The 18,709-nt window shown below is 58.9% G+C and carries 14 protein-coding genes and 6 pseudogenes; 8 read left to right on the forward strand and 12 right to left on the reverse strand.

Annotated elements, in window-relative coordinates; genetic code table 11:
* The 5 genes and pseudogenes from QOL69_RS05720 to QOL69_RS05740 all read right to left on the reverse strand — a co-directional run.
* A partial coding sequence (locus QOL69_RS05720) for an ABC transporter permease subunit (protein ID WP_283402388.1) occupies window positions 1-714 on the reverse strand: 714 nt, incomplete at its 3' end.
* Window positions 711-1,526, reverse strand: a complete 816-nt coding sequence (locus tag QOL69_RS05725; RefSeq protein ID WP_283402389.1) for an ABC transporter ATP-binding protein — start codon at window positions 1,524-1,526, stop codon at window positions 711-713. The genes QOL69_RS05720 and QOL69_RS05725, both read right to left, overlap by 4 nt.
* Window positions 1,523-3,580 (reverse strand): NosD domain-containing protein, encoded by a 2,058-nt coding sequence (locus QOL69_RS05730; RefSeq protein ID WP_283402390.1) that lies wholly within the window; start codon window positions 3,578-3,580, stop codon window positions 1,523-1,525. Before QOL69_RS05730 ends, QOL69_RS05725 begins: the two co-directional genes overlap by 4 nt.
* A 154-nt stretch (window positions 3,581-3,734) precedes the next feature.
* The gene (locus QOL69_RS05735) at window positions 3,735-4,709 is read right to left on the reverse strand and encodes a deoxyhypusine synthase (protein ID WP_283402391.1); all 975 of its coding nucleotides are present in this window, start codon (window positions 4,707-4,709) and stop codon (window positions 3,735-3,737) included.
* Window positions 4,710-4,900: 191 nt separating this feature from the next.
* Window positions 4,901-5,560: pseudogene (locus QOL69_RS05740) on the reverse strand (IS6 family transposase).
* 632 nt (window positions 5,561-6,192) lie between these two features.
* Between QOL69_RS05740 and rdfA (QOL69_RS05745) the strand changes: the two are divergent.
* The 3 genes and pseudogenes from rdfA (QOL69_RS05745) to QOL69_RS05755 form a co-directional block, all read left to right on the forward strand.
* Window positions 6,193-6,816 (forward strand): rod-determining factor RdfA, encoded by a 624-nt coding sequence (gene rdfA, locus QOL69_RS05745; RefSeq protein WP_283402392.1) that lies wholly within the window; start codon window positions 6,193-6,195, stop codon window positions 6,814-6,816.
* A 182-nt stretch (window positions 6,817-6,998) separates the two neighbouring features.
* Window positions 6,999-8,927 carry an archaea-specific SMC-related protein gene (locus QOL69_RS05750; protein WP_283402393.1) on the forward strand — a complete coding sequence of 643 codons (1,929 nt, stop codon included), beginning with the start codon at window positions 6,999-7,001 and terminating at the stop codon, window positions 8,925-8,927.
* Window positions 8,928-9,245: 318 nt separating this feature from the next.
* Window positions 9,246-9,314 (forward strand): annotated as a pseudogene (locus QOL69_RS05755) (IS6 family transposase); the annotation flags it as partial.
* An 8-nt stretch (window positions 9,315-9,322) separates the two neighbouring features.
* On the opposite strand, the pseudogene QOL69_RS05760 reads toward QOL69_RS05755, so the two are convergent.
* A pseudogene (locus tag QOL69_RS05760) lies at window positions 9,323-9,822 on the reverse strand (IS6 family transposase); the annotation flags it as partial.
* Between the two features lie 53 nt (window positions 9,823-9,875).
* Between QOL69_RS05760 and QOL69_RS05765 the strand changes: the two are divergent.
* Together QOL69_RS05765 and QOL69_RS05770 are read left to right on the forward strand one after the other, a co-directional pair.
* Window positions 9,876-10,514 (forward strand): annotated as a pseudogene (locus tag QOL69_RS05765) (IS6 family transposase).
* A 42-nt stretch (window positions 10,515-10,556) separates the two neighbouring features.
* Window positions 10,557-11,236, forward strand: a pseudogene (locus tag QOL69_RS05770) (IS6 family transposase).
* A 733-nt stretch (window positions 11,237-11,969) separates the two neighbouring features.
* Here QOL69_RS05770 and rdfA (QOL69_RS17300) read toward each other — a convergent pair.
* The 3 genes from rdfA (QOL69_RS17300) to QOL69_RS05775 all read right to left on the reverse strand — a co-directional run bounded on the left by rdfA (QOL69_RS17300) (window position 11,970) and on the right by QOL69_RS05775 (window position 12,975).
* Window positions 11,970-12,239, reverse strand: a complete 270-nt coding sequence (gene rdfA / locus QOL69_RS17300) for a rod-determining factor RdfA (RefSeq protein WP_345782492.1) — start codon at window positions 12,237-12,239, stop codon at window positions 11,970-11,972.
* Complete coding sequence (locus QOL69_RS17305) at window positions 12,175-12,405, reverse strand: hypothetical protein (RefSeq protein WP_345782493.1); 231 nt, start codon at window positions 12,403-12,405, stop codon at window positions 12,175-12,177. The genes rdfA (QOL69_RS17300) and QOL69_RS17305 overlap by 65 nt, the downstream gene beginning before the upstream one ends.
* Window positions 12,406-12,726: 321 nt before the next feature.
* Window positions 12,727-12,975, reverse strand: coding sequence for a hypothetical protein (locus tag QOL69_RS05775; RefSeq protein ID WP_283402394.1), 249 nt, complete (start codon window positions 12,973-12,975; stop codon window positions 12,727-12,729).
* Between the two features lie 66 nt (window positions 12,976-13,041).
* On the opposite strand from QOL69_RS05775, the gene QOL69_RS05780 reads away from it, so the two are divergent.
* Window positions 13,042-13,425, forward strand: coding sequence for a hypothetical protein (locus QOL69_RS05780; RefSeq protein WP_283404265.1), 384 nt, complete (start codon window positions 13,042-13,044; stop codon window positions 13,423-13,425).
* Between the two features lie 188 nt (window positions 13,426-13,613).
* On the opposite strand, the pseudogene QOL69_RS05785 reads toward QOL69_RS05780, so the two are convergent.
* A pseudogene (locus QOL69_RS05785) lies at window positions 13,614-14,033 on the reverse strand (transposase); the annotation flags it as partial.
* A 740-nt stretch (window positions 14,034-14,773) separates the two neighbouring features.
* A complete protein-coding gene (locus tag QOL69_RS05790; protein ID WP_283402395.1) occupies window positions 14,774-15,541 on the reverse strand; it encodes an IclR family transcriptional regulator in 768 nt (255 codons plus the stop codon).
* Between the two features lie 509 nt (window positions 15,542-16,050).
* On the opposite strand from QOL69_RS05790, the gene QOL69_RS05795 reads away from it, so the two are divergent.
* Both QOL69_RS05795 and QOL69_RS05800 read left to right on the forward strand, forming a co-directional pair.
* Window positions 16,051-16,290, forward strand: a complete 240-nt coding sequence (locus QOL69_RS05795; RefSeq protein WP_283402396.1) for a hypothetical protein — start codon at window positions 16,051-16,053, stop codon at window positions 16,288-16,290.
* A gap of 36 nt (window positions 16,291-16,326) precedes the next feature.
* Complete coding sequence (locus tag QOL69_RS05800; RefSeq protein WP_283402397.1) at window positions 16,327-17,424, forward strand: Gfo/Idh/MocA family protein; 1,098 nt, start codon at window positions 16,327-16,329, stop codon at window positions 17,422-17,424.
* A 52-nt stretch (window positions 17,425-17,476) separates the two neighbouring features.
* On the opposite strand, the gene QOL69_RS05805 is transcribed toward QOL69_RS05800, so the two are convergent.
* Window positions 17,477-18,652 carry an enolase C-terminal domain-like protein gene (locus QOL69_RS05805; RefSeq protein ID WP_283402398.1) on the reverse strand — a complete coding sequence of 392 codons (1,176 nt, stop codon included), beginning with the start codon at window positions 18,650-18,652 and terminating at the stop codon, window positions 17,477-17,479.
* Window positions 18,653-18,709: the final 57 nt, after the last annotated feature.

The following is an 18,709-nucleotide window of genomic DNA, read 5'->3' on the forward strand; positions in this document are numbered from 1 at the left end:
AGTGAAAGCGACGCCGATAACGTGTTCGAAGACCAGTCCGCGAAACGCTCCGTTCGGCGTCAGTGCGAGCGATCCAGCAATCTCATCCGGAGACATACCGCCCGCCAGCGACCGGAGAATCGCGAGGTCACCGCCGAGGACGCCGACGAGCAGTGCGAGGAGACCGAGTGCGATCGCGCTCCGTCGGCTCGACGCCAGCGCCGAGACCGCTGCCGACAGCGACAGGTACGCGGTCCCGAAGAGAAGGACGAACGCGAGGAACCGCACGAACAGAAGCGGCGAGTCTACTCCGCTGTGCGTCGCGAAGATTCCCGTGTCCGGCGTCGCAGTTATCCAGATATATAGCCCGACCAGCGCGAAGGGAAGACCCACGATCGCGACAAGCGCCGCGATACGCGCCAGTAACACGCCGAGAACGTAGCCGACGGTACTCACGGGATAGGTCCGGATCACAGCGAACTCGCCGCTCGTGCCGTCCGTGAGCAGGGCACGGTACCCGAGCACTATCGCGAGAAGCGGGACGAGTAGCTCTGTCGGGAGCAGAAGATCGACGACTGCTGGCACGAACCCGGTTCCCCCGCCCCCACCGACCGCGACGAGTCCGCCGAGCACGATGAGAAGCCCGACCGCGAGGACGGCGTAGCCGGGAGTCCGTCGAACGGTTACCAGTTCGCGACGAAACATGGTCCCGATGTCCGCGAGCAACCGACTCATCGGTCCGACACCCCCGTGACGTGGACGGATTCAGACGCGGTCTCATCCACGTCCGTGGAGCCGTCGTCGCCGTCTGTGTCACCGGTATCGATATCGCTCTCAGCGCTCCCTCTATCGCTGACGACTGCGCGGTACAGGCCCTTCACGTCGTCGACCCCGTACTCGTCGATCAGGCGATCGCGGGAACCCGCTGCGGCCACGCGACCGCGGTCGAGTACGACAACGTCGTCGGCGTACGTGTCGACGAGGTCGAGGTCGTGTGAGCTGACGACGACGGCAGTGTCGTCGCTCGCACGGGCCGCTGCGGCTCGGAACGCTCGCTCGCGCATCTCCGGATCGAGCCCGCTCGTCGGCTCGTCGAGCACCGCGATCGCCGGATCGCCGAGCGTCGCCTGTGCGATCCCGAGGAGGCGTCGCATTCCACCCGAGAGCGCCGAGACGCGCCTGTCGCTCGCGTCGGCCAGTCCTACGTCCGCCAGCGCAGTGTCGGGATCGTCACCGACGAGCGCTGCGTAGAAGCCGAGGGTCTCTCGGGCCGTGAACTCACCACGGAACGGGACCCGTTGCGGGAGATAGCCGATCCGCTTGTTACTCCCGTCGTCAGTACTGCCCTCGTGAGCGTACCGTACCGCTCCAGCGGTCGGCTCAACTGCTCCTGCGAGGACGCCGAGCAGCGTCGACTTCCCAGAACCGTTCGGACCGACGACTGTGGTGACGCCGGAAGTGAGCGAGAGCGAGACCTCGTCGAGAACCCGGACCCCACCGTAGGTCCGAGTCAGGCTGACGACCTCCGCGAGCACACGCTCACTCATCTGTAGTCACCCACGGGTCTGGCGCTGTTCCGATTTGTCGTATTCTGATCCGTCGTGTTCTCATTAGTCGTGTCCTGCTCGTCGGTGAGCGAGCCGAGTTCGGCTCGCCAGTCCGCGTGGATCGGTCCCTCACGTTCGGCGTCGGAACCGGTCACCGCGTCGATTCGTTCGGGATTGTATGGCTCAGACGCCAGTATCGGGTCGATGATGCTTCCGGAGCGGGCACCGGGGACGGTGCCGCGGAGTCGATCGAGTAGAGCCGCCGCGGGCAACTCGCGCACGGTAACGGCCGATACCTCGCGGTGGAGCGCGGAATCGAGCGGTGAAGTCGGGCGATACGCTCGCTCGCCGAACGATTGCCGTCCGACGTTCGCTCCCTCCCAGTAGTTACCGCGATTGCCGTCGGCCCAGACGCGGAGCGCGCCCGCACCGGCGGCGGCGTGGTCGTCGTTTCCGACGAAGTTGTTCGCGACGACGCGACTCGACGGGACGATCGTCGTCGCACGCGCGCCGAGCTCATTGTCGACGACCACGTTGTGTTCGTACAGCGATCCGCGCGCACTCGTCGAGAACCCGAGTTCGTTGTCGACCAGCGTGTTGTACCCGATGTACGTACGCGTTCCCGACGACTGAATTCCCGCACTAGAGTTACGCACGTCGTTGCCGACGATCGCGTTTCCTGAAGGACGGGTCATCACGGTGATCCCCGCGAACAGCTCGTTGCGGGCGGTGTTGTCCGCGACCAGCGCGTCGCCGGTGTACATGAGATGGACGCCGTACCGGTTGTCAGTGAACGTCGAGTTCCGGATGACCGAGCCGTCCGCGCGATGGAGGTAGATCCCGTCACGACCGCCCTCGAACCGGCTGTCAGTCACGGTCACGCGCGACTCCATCCCCGTGATCCCCATGAATCCGTTCCGCCAGGTTTCGGACCCGTCGACGCGGAGGTCGCGGACGACCGCATGCGATCCTTCACGCAACAGGAGTCCGCTCGCGTTCGTTTCTATCACGACGTCGTCGACGACGAGCCCCGGTGCGGCGATCGCTCGGATCCCGGCGTCGCCGTGGCCGTACCCGCTCTGGATGTTCGCGTCCCACGGCTCGATCTCCTCGTCTCTGGAGGCACGCGCCGCCTCCGGGTCTCGCGTCCGGTTTCCGACACCGTCGATCCGGAGTCCCCGTATGGCGACATCGGCCGCGCGAACGGTGACGACCGATCCGTTGCCGTCGCCGGTGATCCGCGCGCCGTCACCCGCGATAGTTACGGATTCGTTGACCGTCACCGTCTCACGATACACTCCCTCTGGGACGACGACCGTCGTGTTCGACGGTGCCACCTCGACCGCTGCGTCGATCGTCGGCGCGTCCTCGCCAACGACCACCGAAACGGGGCGGTCCGCAGTCCGTTCCGCCCTCGCGATCCGATCGTCGGCCGCCTGCCACCGATCCGGTGCGAGCGACCGCACCGTTGCCGCGGAGTCGACGTCGAACGAGCGGTTCCGGACTGATTCCCAGCCGACCGCCGATCCGTCGTGGTCAGCCGCGAACGACTCGGCCGCCTCTCGACTTCGGAAGGGGATCACGGCCTCGCCGGCCGGCGTGCGGGCGTCGCTGTCGACGACGTAGTGCGCTTCCTCGGCCGGAGTCCACCCGCCGGCTCCGGTCGCCGTGAACAGCCCGTCGCTGGTCGTGTCCGGATTCTGGTGATCGAAGGTCTCGACGTACGCGACGAGCGGGTAGCCGAACTGGCGCTCGGTCCGTCCATCCGACAGAGATGTCACGAACGAGCCGATCCCGTTGTATCCGACGACGTACTGTAGCTGCGAGTAGAACACCTGCGTCCGCGGGAGCGTCGCGTTTCCGGCCATCAGCTCGTCGGTCTCCGACGAGAGCCCCAGTTCGGTGGTGTCGTCGTACGCCACCGGATCGGGAACCGACTCGGCCGGATCGGCGACGAACGCGCCCGCAGTTACGACCATAGCGAGAGCCACGACCGCGGCGACCGCGAGACGAATGCGCCGCGATCGGTCGTCATCGGGAGCGAAAACTGCCACACGATAATTTCGGCTTACACCGACTTATCGGATCTGGTGCGGCTCTCGAACGCGTAGTTCGGGTCAACTGCGAGACTCTCCCCCGAGAGGGTACTGTACCGGGGTGTTACGGAGAATCAAGGAGAGGGCCTCGGGCTTCAGCGCGGGGAGGGTGTTACCGTTTGAATACCTCTGCCACGAGGAGTGGGAAGACGAGTGTCGCCTCTGCTTCGACCTGTGTGTAGTTCGTCTGTTTCTCCTTGATTTTTCCCCAAGAGACCGCCTCGTTCGGCGGTGCACCCGATAACGATCCGTCGCCCTCCATCCCCGTCGAAATGTAGACGACGTAATCCGCTCCTCCGCGGAAGAGGTTCGTCATGATCGCATGGTGTTTCGGCACGCCACCACCGACCGCGATGAGACCTGTCGTGTCCGCTAATAACCCGTCCTCAATGAGTGAGTCGTAGTCATCCAGTATCTCGATACCGATGTCTGAGTCGTACCCCTGACGGTAGTAGTAGAGGAAGTTGCCGACCTCGGAGTCCGTCAGTGCCGGGCAGTACACCGGTACGTCGTTGTCTGCCGCCTGCTTCAGGACCGAGTCCTCATCGTCGAGGGTTTCGCCTAACTCGCGTGCGAACGCCCTCGGCGTCCTGACTTTCTCTTCCGCGAAGAAGTCGTCGAAGAAGTCGTAGAGATACTCCTCAAGCCAGACGTACCGATCGGAGGGGACGAAGAGATTACCGAGCCGATTGATTCCACGCTCACGGAGCGACGCCTCGTCTGCGTCCCATTTCCCCATCTTGAACGGCTTCGCCGTTTTGATCACGTCCTCGGTCAGCGATCCGGACGTCGTGATAAGTACGTCCACATACCCCTCTCGAACGAGGTACGCGACGGTCTCGCGCAGCCCCGACGAGATGATGTTCGACGTGAACGTGAGGTAGACGGTGGCGTCCGCCTCCTGCATGCGTTCGGCGATGTCGATGGCCTCCGCGAGTTGCGTCGCTTGGAACCCCGTCGTCGCGTAGGCGTCAAGCATCTCGTGAAAGTCGAATTCCCCACGGAAATCGTAGCCGCGAACATTTGGCGTGTCGAGTTCCTCATCACTCCCAGGGACGACATTCGTGTGAGAGTCATCTCTATCCATACTATCGGATAGTCTGACAGCAGGTTTGAACATCACGGAATTGGCCGCTGGCCTCTCAATACACTGGAGTCTATCGCGCGTAGGACTTATACCATCTGCGAGGCGAAAACACGCTTTAGTCGTGTGATGAAGCCGACAACTGGGAACTTGTCATGTTCGAATGCTCGACTGGATGTTCTATACGGCACTGTCTAGTTTAGCACCCCCTCAGCTGGCGTTCGATTGTTGAGTGACTGATGGGGTCGTTGGTGATTATAATAGTGTACGAACTGTTCAAGCCATTCGCGGGCGCTTGCCCGACTGCCCACCCACGAGTTATGAAAACGGTCAATTCGGGTATGAAACCACTTTTCGATCAGTGTAGTTAACCTGACCGTTCAAGTCTAATCGAGAGAGGACAGTCCGGTAGCCGAACTGATCGACGAGAAACGTGGCGTCAAAGAGATCGTGTTTCTCACGGAGACCAGCGAGGAACGCAGCGGCTGGATCAGTGCCATGTTGTCCAAACAGCTGGACGTCGAGAATCAATTTTGTCTCGATGTCTATTGTGGCATAGGGCCAAGATAGCTCAGCATTAATTTTGATAGCAGTTTCGTCAACAGCGACCCTTGACGGCTTCGCTGTCGGCGGGTCGCCACTGCTATCAGCAACTCGATGTACCCACTGAAAGATCGCCTGATGAGAGCGTTCAACGTCGAAGAGACGAAGAATCTCTTGTATTTCTCTGAGAGAACAACGGTCGCGTGGAGCCGGACGGCGAACGCCCTGACGGGCGTCGCCGTCCGCTCACGCTCCTAACATTCAAAATTCACCGTCTCAAGCGTCTCAGTGAGCAGTTCTTGGTTGAGCATAGACACCGAAACCAACGAACTGTTCACTTCTCAAACTGGCTTAACTTGACAGTGCCGTATTTATGATACTTTCTGATGATGCTGATGTATCCCACCTAGGATGAATCCAGAGATGCTGATCGAACAGACTATTTCGGATTGTGGGACTTTCAGTCCCTGCTCAATAGGTGTCTACTCGCCGGGCCCATTCCCGGTACCCGCGTCCTCATCTAACGGCCGGTCCGTATCGACGGTACACTTTGCCCAACGATAGATCGAGTTCAGCTTGGCGTCGACGATCGGCTCGTTGAGATCGCGGTCGTAGGAAATCGTCCTTACCGAGCTGACAAGTTCTTCAGGGATCGGTGTCTCGCGATCCTTCTCGCGCTCTGAGTAGTCGTCAAGTCGTATAGTAGTCGTTGCTGGTTGTAACCACAAGAAATCAAGTAGGATTGAAGTAGGAAGGGGTGGTTTGGGTTCTAATTGGGGCGTATCGGTAGGCGAATCACGGAATCTACTACCCCGGAGCGTAGTTCACTACCGCAACCAACAATCCGCTTCCTATGAGCGTATTCAGTAAGTCTTGATGTTGTATTTGATGCCCAACAACCACAAACCGGTGTTTTTGTTACCTCCAAGGTCGAACTCTTCATATGACCGCTGAAACGAGCGACACGAACACAAAGGTTGCCCGAGTAATTCGGAAGTATGATCTCGACGGCATGGGCGCAAACTTGGAGACGGCGTGGACAGGGAAGTCGGGCGAGCGAACGAGTCTGCGGAACCTCGCTGACGAATTCAATGAGGCGGTGCTAGAGGCGGCTCTTCGCGAGGCGAACGTCTCATCGGTTAGTGTGAACGTTTCAAGCACGTATGACGCTCTCCAGAGCGAATCTGGATCGTCAAAGACACGGGCACGCCGCCACCTCAAGCGTGAGGAAATCGACGTCGATGAGCTGACTGGAGATTTCGTTACCCACCAAGCTATCCACACGTACCTCACTAAGGAGCGTGAGGCAAACTTCCCCGGGCCGAGCGACGACATGGCAGAGCGGAAGGTCGAGACTATCGAGAAACTGGAGGGTCGCGTGTCAGCCGTGGCTGAGACCGCTATCTCTTCGCTGGCAAACGCGGATGAACTGGATAATGACGGGTACGATGTACTTGTTGATGTGCGCGCTGTCTGCCCCCACTGCGGCGCAGATTTGCCGGTGGGGGAACTAATTCGTCAAGGTGGCTGCGGCTGTGGAGCAAAATCCGAAGCCACTGATGAGTAAGTCGGGCCTCGAGTTGAGCCGTAGAGTGGGAAGATCAGTACATCGATCACGCAAACTGATGTCTATAGCGAGTCACGCCACTCTCCCGTGACTGACGGGACTTCTCTGATGAGATGTAGCAGGTGTTCACTCCATCAGAACCGCAGATTTAACACCGCGACTGCCGTTTTTCGACCATATCGATGGCTCAGATCCCGAAACACGTCGTCCGTGTCGATGTCCGGAACATCGGTGGCATCGACGAGGCGTCGGTGACACTCTCCGACGGCGTCTCGATTTTGACCGGGCGAAACGCGACGAACCGGACCTCCTTCTTACAGGCGCTGATGGCCGGACTCGGTAGCCGCCAGAGCTCGCTGAAGGGCGATGCTGAGGAGGGCGAAGTGACCCTCGAACTTGACGACGAGACGCACACGCGGACGCTACAGCGCCGCGGCGACACTGTCGAGTTTGGTGGCGACCCCTACCTCGACGATCCGGAGCTGGCCGACCTGTTCGCGTTCCTGCTGGAGAACAACGAGGCGCGGCGGGCAGTGGCGCGCGGCGACGATCTCCGCGAGATCATCATGCGCCCGATCGATACGGACGCGATCGACGCGGAGATCCGCGAGTGCAAGCGCGAACGCGACGAACTGGAGTCTGAGATCGAGAAACTTGACAGCCTCGAACGCGACCTCCCCGACCTCGAAGCTGACCGCCGCGAGAAACTCGAGGAGCTGGAGGAAGCCCAAGGGGAACTGGAGTCGGTCCGGGAGGAGCTCGACGAACTCGACGCCGGCATCGAGGAGAGCCGGACGCGCGAAGAGGAGATGGAAGAGGCGTTCCAGCGGGTCCGGGATGCCCGCTCCGACCTCGACGACCTCGAGTTCGACCTCGAGACCGAGCGCTCGACGCTCTCGGAGCTGAAGGCGGAGCGTGAGGAGCTTCGAGAGACCGTCGAGGAGGCCGAGGAGCCCGACGAGAACGCGGACCAACTCGCGGGTCGCATCGACGAGCTGCGCCGCCGGAAGCGCTCGCTCGACGACGAGGTCAACGAGCTCGGCAGCGTCATCGGCTTCAACGAGGACATGGTGGATGGCTCGGGGATCGACATCGATGAGGGGATGTCCGGCGACGACCCGACCGACGCGCTGACCGCGGGCGACCAGACGGTCTGCTGGACCTGCGGGTCAGAGGTCGAGAGCGACCAGATCGAGGCGACCCTCGACCAGCTCCGAGAGTTCCGGTCCAACAAGCTCGACGAGCGCAACGAGATCCGCGCGGAGATCCAGGAGCTTACCGACCGGCAGTCGTCGATCAAACAGGCCCAACGCGAGATCGAGCGCGCTGAGGAGCGACTCGACGCGGTTGGGACGGAGATCGAGTCGACCGAGTCGCGGATCACGGACCTCGAGGAGCAGATCAAGTCGAAACAAGAGGAGATGGAGGAGCTGGAAAAAGAAGCTGAGTCGATAGACGCCGACGGCTATGACGAGGCGTTAGACCTTCACCGCGAGGCGAACGGGATCGAGCTCCGAATCGAGCGGCTCGAAGACGAGATCGACGAGATCGACGAGGAGATCGATGAGCGAGAGGCCGCGATCGAGCGCCGCGAGGACCTGAAGGCCGAACGCGAGGAACTCGCCGACCGGCTGACAGAGCTGCGGACGCGCGTCGACTGCATCGAGGAGAACGCGGTTGAGGAGTTCAACGAGCACATGGAGACGGTCCTCGACATCTTGGAGTACGAGAACCTCGACCGGATCTGGATCGAGCGCCGGGAGACCGAAGTCCGGGAGGGCCGCCGCAAGGTCACGCGGACTCGGTTCGATCTCCACATCGTCCGCTCGTCGCCCGACGGGACCGCCTACGAGGACACGGTCGATCATCTCTCGGAGAGCGAGCGGGAAGTGACGGGGCTCGTGTTCGCGCTCGCGGGATATCTCGTCCACGATGTCTACGAGACGGTCCCGTTTGTCCTGCTCGACTCGCTAGAAGCCATCGATTCCGATCGGATCGCGCGCGTTGTCGACTACTTCCAGACCCACGCTGACTTCCTTGTCGCTGCCCTTCTCCCCGAGGACGCCGCCGCGCTCCCCGATGATTATACCTACGTCGAACAGATCGACTGATCACCATCGTCAGGTAGGGTTCGGACAAGTAGGTTCCATGCGAAGGCGGGGGCTCGAAGACAATTTTTGACAATATCTTCTTCAGTATTTCTAAAAAAAGTTTGAGATCTGATTGATCCGTGGTTCTACGGTGCTGTTCAGATTGCTCCGTTGAAGAGCGGTGGTCATGTGAACTAACTATATCTGAGTCACTGTATAAGCGGTCTAGAAGCGCGATCTCGAATCAGGTGTTGCCTCAACATAGCTTAGATGGCGCTGTTCAACACAGCAGTTCAGATAATGTTTGAAAGGTGAGGCGGAGCATTTTTAAAGTGATTCATGCCCGAAAACGACCGCCTCAGCGGCTGTTTAGACGAGATCAACCTAGAGTTTGTGGAGCGAGAAGCACGTAGTGTTCAGATAAGTTGATTCCATGCGAAAGCGAACGATCTGAGCCACTCGTTAGCAGTTTCTGATTCGGCGTTGCTGAAACAGTTTGAGAAACAGATAATTCTGCGTTTTATCTCACGAGAGACACGTTCAACGCTGTTCCGATTTCCATGTCGTTCGTATCTGAATTTGAGGTCGTGTTTGCGACAGGCTCATTGAAGTGAGACTGATCCATCGACGAGAATAGTTGCGTCATCAATATCGTGTTTATCACGAAGATCAGCGAAGAACCGATCTGCGAGAGCGTTATTTGTCGTTGCTCAAGCTGTGTATGGAGTAGATCGTTCATTTCTGGATCGACAGCAGCGTACAGCCCATACTGTTCATCATCAAGTCGAATCACTGTCTCATCGACCGCAACGTGATTCGGGCTCCGCCCAGATTCTGGCTGTAAATCGGCCTTGTGAACCGAGTTATGAACGGTGGACCGAACTCTTTCAACACCGGCACTGTCAAGTTAAGCCAGTTTGAGAAGGTCGCGTAAAGTTAGAGAATGAGGCGGACGAGTTCTGAGTGCTTATGGCAGAATTCGACCGCCTCAGCGAACATATCGCGTGGATCGACTTGTCGTTTGTGGAGCGAGATCGAACTCCGCGCTGGGCAATTGAAGTAGGGATCCGCTGTCACTTGGCCGGTATGTCACTACGTGAGGTAAGTAAGCATCTTGAACTGTTTGGGATCAGACGGAGTCACGTCGCTGTCCATAACTGGGTTCATAAAGCCGATCTACAGCCGATATCGACCGTTTCCGAGGATCAACTCGCGGTCGACGAAAAGATGATCCGCCTCCACGGCCAGAAGTTCTGGCTGTACGGCGCGGTTGATCCACAGACGAACGAAATCCTTCACGTGAGCCTCTATCCGACCGCAAATAAACAGACAACGCGATGGTTTCTCACCGAGCTTCACCAGCGTTATCAGCTCGATGGTATCGAATTTCTCGTCGATGACGCCGATTATCTCGGCCCAGTTCTTGCTGAAGATGGCTATCGATTTCGGGTGATTCGCCATGGAAATCGGAACGCTATCGAACGTGTCTTTTGGGAAATAGAATGACGAACATCATCGTTCGCAAATAGTTTTAGTCATGTCGCGCTAGAGACTGCTCAAAATTGGCTCGAAGCCTTCGCCGTCTACCACAATTCACGACAAACTTAACGCGAAGTTTGAGAAGTGAGCAGTTCGTTGGTTTTGGTGTCTATGCTCAACCAAGAACTGCTCACTGAGACGCTTGAGACGGCGAATCTTGAATGTTGGGAGCGTGAGCGGACGGCGACGCCCGTCAGGGCGTTCGCCGTCCGACTCCACGCGACCGGCTGTTCTCTCAGAGAAACACAAGAGATTCTTCGTCTCTTCGGCGTTGAACGCTCTCATCAAGCGATCTTCCAGTGGGTACATCGAGTTGCTGATAGCAGTGGCGACCCGCCGACGGCGAAGCCGTCAAGGGTCGCTGTTGACGAAACTGCCATCAAAATCAACGGGGAGCTGTCTTGGCTCTATGCCGCAATAGACATCGAGACAAAACTGATTCTCGATGTCCAATTGTTTGGACGACATGGCACTGATCCGGCGGCTGCGTTCCTTGCTGGTCTCCGTGAGAAACAGGATCTCTCCGACGCCACGTTTCTTGTCGATCAGTTCGGCTATCGGACTGCCCTCTCTCGATTAGACTTGAACGGTCAGGTTGACTACACTGACCGAAACCTGATCGAAAAGTGGTTTCATACCCTCAAGATGCGAATTGACCGTTCCACCACTCGTGGGTGGGCAGTCGGGCAAGCGTCCGCGAATGGCTTGAACAGTTCGTACACTATTATAACCATCAACGACCGCATCAATCACTCAACGATCGGACGCCAGCTGAGGAGGTGCTAAACTAGACAGTGCCAATAATGCCTTCATGTATGCCAAAAAACTACTCTGTTCTTTTCCATTACACTCGTAAGATTGTAATACTACTCGCCGAGGTTCGTGACAGACATGTCCAGCATCCACGAATACAGTTGTAGTGAGGATCAGAGCAATTAGAAGGTACCGGCCAGCGGTGAACTCTTAGGATGAATAAATCACTCACCAACAACCGGGTTGAGAGCGTCAACGAAGAAACGGCACGGCAGCAGTGTGTTGGATACAGCATCCGAATATCTCGAACTCTCTGCTCGCTCAATTCGCTGATCCGTACCACGTCGAGGAAAGATCCAATCTCAGACATATTGTGCGCATCTATCAGCTGTTAGGCCTTCGGTTGGGGCCTGCTGTCCGCCAGTAACAGACACTCCGTTGAGCGCAGGGATCACAAACACGATAATGTGATAGGATTCTCAGATTGACCATATATAGACTAGCAGGCCGATAGGATATCAGGTCTACAGCGAACACTGCGCAACCTCGGCTAATTCAGATTCGCTAACCGATCTGCGTGATACACAACGAGTTCACCATGAGATTCAATACCTCAGTCAGAAATCGTCTGCGTGACCAGCTAAAGACCCTCAACGACCCTAACGCAATATTCACGATTATCGAATGTTCTATCAGTATTGTCGTGAAGATGTATGGCCGCGTTATTGTGTCTACTCATGTCTCGATGGTACCAAGTATAGGGCACGCAAATTAGTCCGTACAGCCGCAGCCAGATTTTCGGAGTAGCTCTCCGACTGGCCGATCTACGCCACAATCTGGACATACCACGCAAACATTAACGAGGACATCATAATGAGCTTGGTTGAGCTCGCCAGCCGCGGCAAGTGAGGAGAGCGTGGACTCTGTCACCGCTGTGAGCCGGTCCTGAAGCTTTTCGATCGATTCGACCTTCCGCTCATGGCGGTCCCTGTCGTCTGCTGGGAGGCTTGCGTCCCGGTCCCGCTTCAGGTACGTATGAATAGCCTAGGGCGTGACAAAGTCCGACTCGACGGCGTTCACGTCGACGTCCTCCCGCTCTAACCGCCGCCGCGCGCGTTGTGCTAGCCTCCGTACCTGATGACAGCGCCTCGTAAGTTCCCGACACCTCGAACTCTAGCGGAGCGCCGCCAGCGTCCCGGTGCGCCACCTCCAACGCGGCCCCATTGAACTCGTCAGTCAAGTCCCGCAGGCTCGTTCAATCGCCCGGTTCGCCGGTTCATGTCGCTTCGAGGTTATGTTCCATCCTCCTCAGATTGTACTCATCTATCACACGGGCAACCTTTGTCTACCGCCCGCCGTTCGACTGTGACATACTCCCTGTTCATCGCAAGGCATTACAGACTTAATGCCGTAATCCTAAGTGGGGGCTCAGTCGATGGTTTCCAGATACGCGTACTCGTTGTCGAGCACCTGTGCGTCTTCGGGCAGTAGCGTCGTGATGAGGTGGTCCAAATGGTCGCAGAAGTAGTCAATGAGGTCGACGATCCGGTTCGAGTCGATCGCCTATAGGGAGTCGAGCAAGAGGAACGGCACTGTTTCGTCGACATCGTGAAACTAGGTAGCCGGCGAGCGCGAACACCAGCCCTGTGACCTCGCGTCCGCTCTCTGAGAAGTGCTCGACCAGCTCCTCGTAGGTGCTGCCGTCCGACGCCGACCGAACGATGTGGAGGTCGAACTTAGTCCACGTGACCTTGTGGCGCCTCCCCCGGACCTCCATCTCCCGGCGCTCGATCCAGATCCGGTCAAGGTTCTCGTACCCTAAGATGTCGAGGAAGGTCTACATATGCTAACTGAACTCCTCAACGGCGTTCTCCTCAATGCGGTCGACGCGCGTCCGCAACTCCGTCAGCTGGTCGGCAAGCTCCTCGTGCTCGGCCGTCAGGTCCTCGCGGATCGACGACTATTGGTCAGTGAACTTCTGGATCTCTGCACGGACCTCGTTGCGCTTGTCGAGCTTGTCGGACCGGAGCTCCCGGAGCTGGTCGAGCGTGTCTTCGATCTAGTTCGTATCGACCTCGGACCCACAGGTCCAACAGGCCGTCTAGTCATCATTGATGAGCGCCTCGGTCGGGTCGTTTGTTTCCGCGAGGTCGATTCCGTCACCCTCGAGCATCTCCTGATTGAAGTTGATGACGCTGCCAAGTTCGTTGACGGTCTGATCGAGTGAGCGTTTCCGCTCTCGGAGTTACTTGATTCGACCGGCCAGCGTATCGGGGTTCTCAGAGATTTCTTCCATCTCTTCGAACGTCGCTTCAAGCTCCTCGCGTTCCGCCTCGAGCTGGTCTTTCGTCGACTGCTCCGTCTCGAGGTCGAATTCGAAATCATCGAGCGTCGAGCGTGCGTCGCGGTCGCGCTCTCGCGGCCTTTCAGACCGGCAGAGACGTAGAACTCGTCAATTTCAACCGGGCCACGGAGATCGAGTGACGGCGCGTCGAGCGCTTCGGTGAAGCGCTCGACACGCCTGTGGATCGTTTTGTAGGTAACTTCGATTTCGCACTGTAACTGCCTGAGGCTCGTGTTAAACCGCAAAAAGGCGTAGATCGAGAATAACCATTTGCGGAGCGCAATCTTCGAATGAGCGAAGATCGTGCCGGTTTTATCGTTGAACGTGCGGTCGCAATCCTTACAGAGATACCGCTGAAACTGCTCGTAGCTGCCGTTTCTGACCGTTCGGTCAGAACGGCAGCGAGGACAGGAAACACCGTCACGCCAGCGAACCTGCTGTAACAGGTCCGCTGCGACCGATTCCGACCCAAACACATCTAGCGGAATCATCCGTGTCGGACACCGCTGACGCGGTGTCCTTGTCCTCTTCGACTCGACAGCCACAGCTCAGCAGTATCAACAATCTCCTACAGAAGAGCGCTATGTGAATAAATACAATCGCACCGAGAAGCCACGATACCGTCTCCGGTGATCTGACAAACGTTCGGTTATTATTTACATTCACCTGTGCCAAATATAGGAATAATGAAGCTACTGCTATTATATACTTCCATCGGACTTCACTTTCCAGTATTGGTGGGTTCTCATCCAGTGATTCTCTAGCTGATTGCACTAAACATACCGACAGATACAGCGATACTGTCTTTGGTGGCAGTATCGCTTCGGTTTTGCTACGTCGTCGTCGAACAAAGAATCCCAAACGTGACCTTCAAATCTTGACGATCTAAACTGGATTTAGGTTTTCCTGAGTATTTTTGTCATCAGTGGTCTCGCAAACCATCCAGAGCTATTCTCGGGACCGTTTAGTATTACAAAATCTATTCCGTAGTATATCGAATTTCTATCCAATAATGGTGTATTCACGCTCGATACCTATTTGGCGGTCAGTAATACTGAACCACCATCGGCCCGCGGTTCAGTGTACTGTTCCATTTGATTTGTGCGTACCGGTCGAAGACCGAAGAAGGGAGCGCCGACGGCGACGCCGGACCGGCCGGCGCGTTCGGAACCGACACGATTCGACCGACGCATTACGCTGACAGCATCGTCGGCGTCGTCGCCCGACTCGATCAGGTGTAGTTGATGTTGAGTTCGATGACATTTGCGGCGCTTTCGAGTATTTCGGGGAGTTCTGTTCGGTATCGCTCGCCCTGGAACCGGCTCGTCGGTCCCGAGATGCTGATGGCACCCTCAACCTCGCCCTCCTTGTTGACGATCGGCTTGGCGACACAGCGCAGTCCCACGAGTCGCGCCTCGTCGTCAAAAGCGACTCCCTCTTCGCGGACACGCTCCAGCCGTTCGAACAGTTCGTCGCGGTTCGTTATGGTGTTCTTCGTCGTCTCGGGGAGTCCGTGTCGATCAACGATCTCCTCGACTCGCTCCTCGGGGAGGTGTGCCAGGATCGCCTGTCCCAGCGCAGTGTTGTGGAGGTGGACCCTGTGCCCGATGTAGGAGTCGGATTTGACCGCCTGTTCCCCGTTCGCCCGGTGGAGGTAGATCCCCCGGCCATGTTCCTCGACGAGCAAGTTCGTCATCTCGCCGGTCTCCTCGGCGATTTTCGTCACCTCTTCTTTGGCCGACTGGTAGAGGCGCTGCTTGTGTCTGGCGTAGCCGCCCAGATCGAGCAGTCGGAGCCCGACGCGGTACGCGTTGCCCTCCCTGACGACGTACCCCTCGTGTTCGAGCGTCTTGAGGTAGTTGTGGATGCTGCTCTTCGAGAGCGCGAATTCGTCTGTCAGCTCTGTGACCGTGGCTTCGTCCCGGGCTTTGATCGCCTCCAGGATCCGGAACGTGGTCCTAGCTGTCTTGACCATCGTGGAATTGAATTCGTCTGCCATAGTCGACACCAACAACCCACTCATAATAAATCTTCGTCCAGCTATTCTGTCGCGTTTCGATCCCGCGGTCGCCTCAACAGTTATATCGGGTCAGACCTCCGTCGTATGACGGACTACGAAGCGTCACGGGAGTCGCTGGAATCGGCACCGATCCCGGACTGGTTCCGGGACGAGACGTTCGGTCTCTACTTCCACTAGGGACCGTACTCGGTCCCGACGTACGGCAACGAGTGGTACTCCGCGAGACGTACCAGCGCGATTCACGCCACGGGCATTACGCCGAGACGTACGGGGACCGACGAGTTCGGCTACCGTGAGTTCATCTCCGAGTTCCACGGTGACGAGTTTGATTCGGAGGAGTGGGGCCAGCCTCTGTGCGGAGGTGGGTACCGAGTACGTCGGCGCGACGGCGATCCACCACGACGGGTTCGCGATGTAGGGCTCCGAGATCACCGAGTGGAACGCCGCGGAGATGGGCCCCGAACGGGACGTCGAGGTACGCGATCCTGATGGAGTGGCCCGCGGACGAGGTGGTCGATCCCGCTGCCGTCGACCTCCTCGGCACCGACGCCGCTATCGACTGGACGGCCGACATCGAGGCGAACGTCCTGCACATCTCGCTCCCCGCGACGCCGCCGTCGGGGCCGGATCACGCCTACGTACGTCTTCTGCCCCCGAAGACAGGGCAGACGAGTCGTGCCGCCGTTTTTCGCCGGATCGCCCCTCTGTCGGGTGAGGCACAATCTTGATAACATCGGCTGTGAAACCTCTTACCCGAGTTAACTATGAGCTATCGCGCAGGGATCATCGGCACCGGCGGTATCGCAGGCATGGGTATTCTCGGGATGCACGATTCGGAGGCGATCGGCAGCGAGAAGATCCGTGCCAGTCACGCGGGCGGGTACGACGCGACGAGCGACATCGACCTAGTCGCGGTCGCGGACATCGACGAGGAGAAACTGGAGACGTTCGGCGAGGCGTGGGACATCCCGACAGAGTGTCAGTACCTCGGTCACGAGGCGATGCTCGACGCCGAGGACCTCGACGTCGTCTCCGTCTGTACGCCCTCGTTTCTCCACCACGATCACGTGGTCGACGCCGCGCGGTCGGACGCCGCTCCCGACGTGATCTGGTCTGAGAAGCCGATCGCCTCCTCGGTCACCGACGCCGAGGCGATGATCGAGGTCTGCGACGAGACCGGGACGGAGCTGGTCGTCAACCACTCGTTCCGGTTCACCGACAAGCTCCGGAAGCTCCACGACCTCGTACAGGGGGAGGATCTGCTCGGGGAGGTCCATTCCGTCTCGACGCAGTTCCGGATGGAGCTGTTGCGCAACTCCACGCACCTGCTGGACACGTTCGTCTACCTGCTCGACGCCAGAGCCGAGCGCGTCAGCGGCTACGTCTCCGGCGAGAACGAGGCGGTCGACTCGCTGGACGCCGACCGCGATGTCGATGATTCGGCCGGTGGGGGCTTCGCGCTGCTGGACGACGGGACGTTCGCGACGGTCGACTGTACGATCCCGCGCGACGAGTCATCGATGACACTGCAGTTCATCGGGAGCGAGGGGAAACTGTATATGAACAACGACGACGGCGAGTGGCGCTACTGGCGGCTGGAAGACGGCGAGCACATCGAAGAACCGCTGCCCGGTATCGAGGGTGCCTGGACGTGGGACGACGACTATCGAGGCGCGTTCGCCAACGCCGCCCGCCACGTCCAGTCGCTGCTCGACGGTGAGGCCGAGAACGCCTCGACGGGACGGGAGGCGCTGCGCTCGCTGGAGATCATCGTCGGGTTCTACGTCTCGCATTACACGGGCAGTCAAGTCGACGTGCCGCTGGATCGGCCGTTGCGCGACATCGAGATCACGTCCTGGTGAGGGGGGCGGAGCGACGAGTGTCGGAACGAAAGGGAAGCCGTGTGGAGTGGCGTTACTCGTAGACGTGGACGCTGCCGGTGGCGTTGTTCTCGATGTAGTCCCAGTCGTAGTCGACGCCCAGTCCCGGACCTTCGGGTACTTCGACCATCCCGTTTTCGTCGATAGTGTCGATCATGTCCGAGTAGTCGCCCTCGTAGACCGGCGGCTGGGTGTTCGGACAGTCGGGGTGGACCAGAGCCAGTTCGTAGTAGTTCGTGTTGCGGGTCGCGGCGATGCAGTGGCGCTGGGCCGGGCCGGGCGCGTGGAACTCCACGTCGAGTCCGTGGCCCTCGGCGACGCTGACGCGCTTCATCGCGCCGGTGATCCCCCCGTCGTACTCGGGGTCGGCCCGGACGAAGTCGGTCGATTCGGCGTCGATGAAGTCCGTGAACGGTTCCAGCCCGCGGACGTGCTCGGTCTGGAGGATCGGCGTCTGGAGTTTCTGGCGGAGCTTTCGGTGGGCGTGCTGGGAGATCCCGCCGTCTCGGTAGGGGTCCTCGTACCAGAAGAAGCCGGCCTCGTCGAGGGCGCGCCCGAGTTTGAGCGTGTCGCCGAACGTCTCCAGTTCGCAGGCCGGGTCGTGCATCAGGTCCATCCGACCGCCGACACGCTCGCCCAGCAGGCGAGCGGTCTCTAGCTCGCGGTCGAGGTCGCGTGACCCCTCGCTACCGCCCCAGCCATGGATCTTGAACGCCTGATACCCCATCTCGTGACACTCTTCGGCGAAGGCAGCGAAGTCCTCGGGCGTCTCCAGCCCGCCGTTCTCGTCGCCGTGGTACGTCGAGGCGTAGGCGGGGAACTTGGTCTGGTACGTCCCGAGTAGCTCGTGGATCGGGGCGTCGTAGTACTTCCCGGCGAGGTCCCACAGTGCGATGTCGATCGGGCCGATCCCCATGCGGTCGTACTTGCGCAGCGCGCGCTTGATCTCGCTCCAGTGGCGTTCCCGGTCCAGTGGGTTCTTGCCGACAAGGTAGTCTGCGAAGGTGTTGATCTGTGCCGCACCTGGGGAGTTGCCCCCGACGTACTCGCCGGTGGTCCCCTCGTCGGTGTGGATCTTGATCGCGAACAGCTTTCGCTCGGTTACCTCGCCCGGTTCGTACACGAGGTTGAAACCGTGCTGATCCGTGCCGACGTCTTCGATCGGATACGCGAACTCCACTGACTCGATTTTGGTAATCTCCGGTACCATACCACACTGATCATTTACTGTGGTAATAAATTCAGTGATTCGTAGGTATCTAGCTCT

Source organism: Halorubrum sp. DM2 (genome assembly GCF_901686465.1).
Taxonomy (GTDB): domain Archaea; phylum Halobacteriota; class Halobacteria; order Halobacteriales; family Haloferacaceae; genus Halorubrum.

Coding starts and splice junctions, on each gene's coding strand:
- QOL69_RS05725 (WP_283402389.1), bottom strand. CDS start 1,526: ATGAGTGAGCGTGTGCTCGCGGAGGTCGTCAGCCTGACTCGGACCTAC.
- QOL69_RS05735 (WP_283402391.1), bottom strand. CDS start 4,709: ATGGATAGAGATGACTCTCACACGAATGTCGTCCCTGGGAGTGATGAG.
- rdfA (WP_283402392.1), top strand. CDS start 6,193: ATGACCGCTGAAACGAGCGACACGAACACAAAGGTTGCCCGAGTAATT.
- QOL69_RS05750 (WP_283402393.1), top strand. CDS start 6,999: ATGGCTCAGATCCCGAAACACGTCGTCCGTGTCGATGTCCGGAACATC.
- QOL69_RS05775 (WP_283402394.1), bottom strand. CDS start 12,975: ATGGAGGTCCGGGGGAGGCGCCACAAGGTCACGTGGACTAAGTTCGAC.
- QOL69_RS05780 (WP_283404265.1), top strand. CDS start 13,042: ATGCTAACTGAACTCCTCAACGGCGTTCTCCTCAATGCGGTCGACGCG.
- QOL69_RS05790 (WP_283402395.1), bottom strand. CDS start 15,541: ATGGCAGACGAATTCAATTCCACGATGGTCAAGACAGCTAGGACCACG.
- QOL69_RS05795 (WP_283402396.1), top strand. CDS start 16,051: ATGGAGTGGCCCGCGGACGAGGTGGTCGATCCCGCTGCCGTCGACCTC.
- QOL69_RS05800 (WP_283402397.1), top strand. CDS start 16,327: ATGAGCTATCGCGCAGGGATCATCGGCACCGGCGGTATCGCAGGCATG.
- QOL69_RS05805 (WP_283402398.1), bottom strand. CDS start 18,652: ATGGTACCGGAGATTACCAAAATCGAGTCAGTGGAGTTCGCGTATCCG.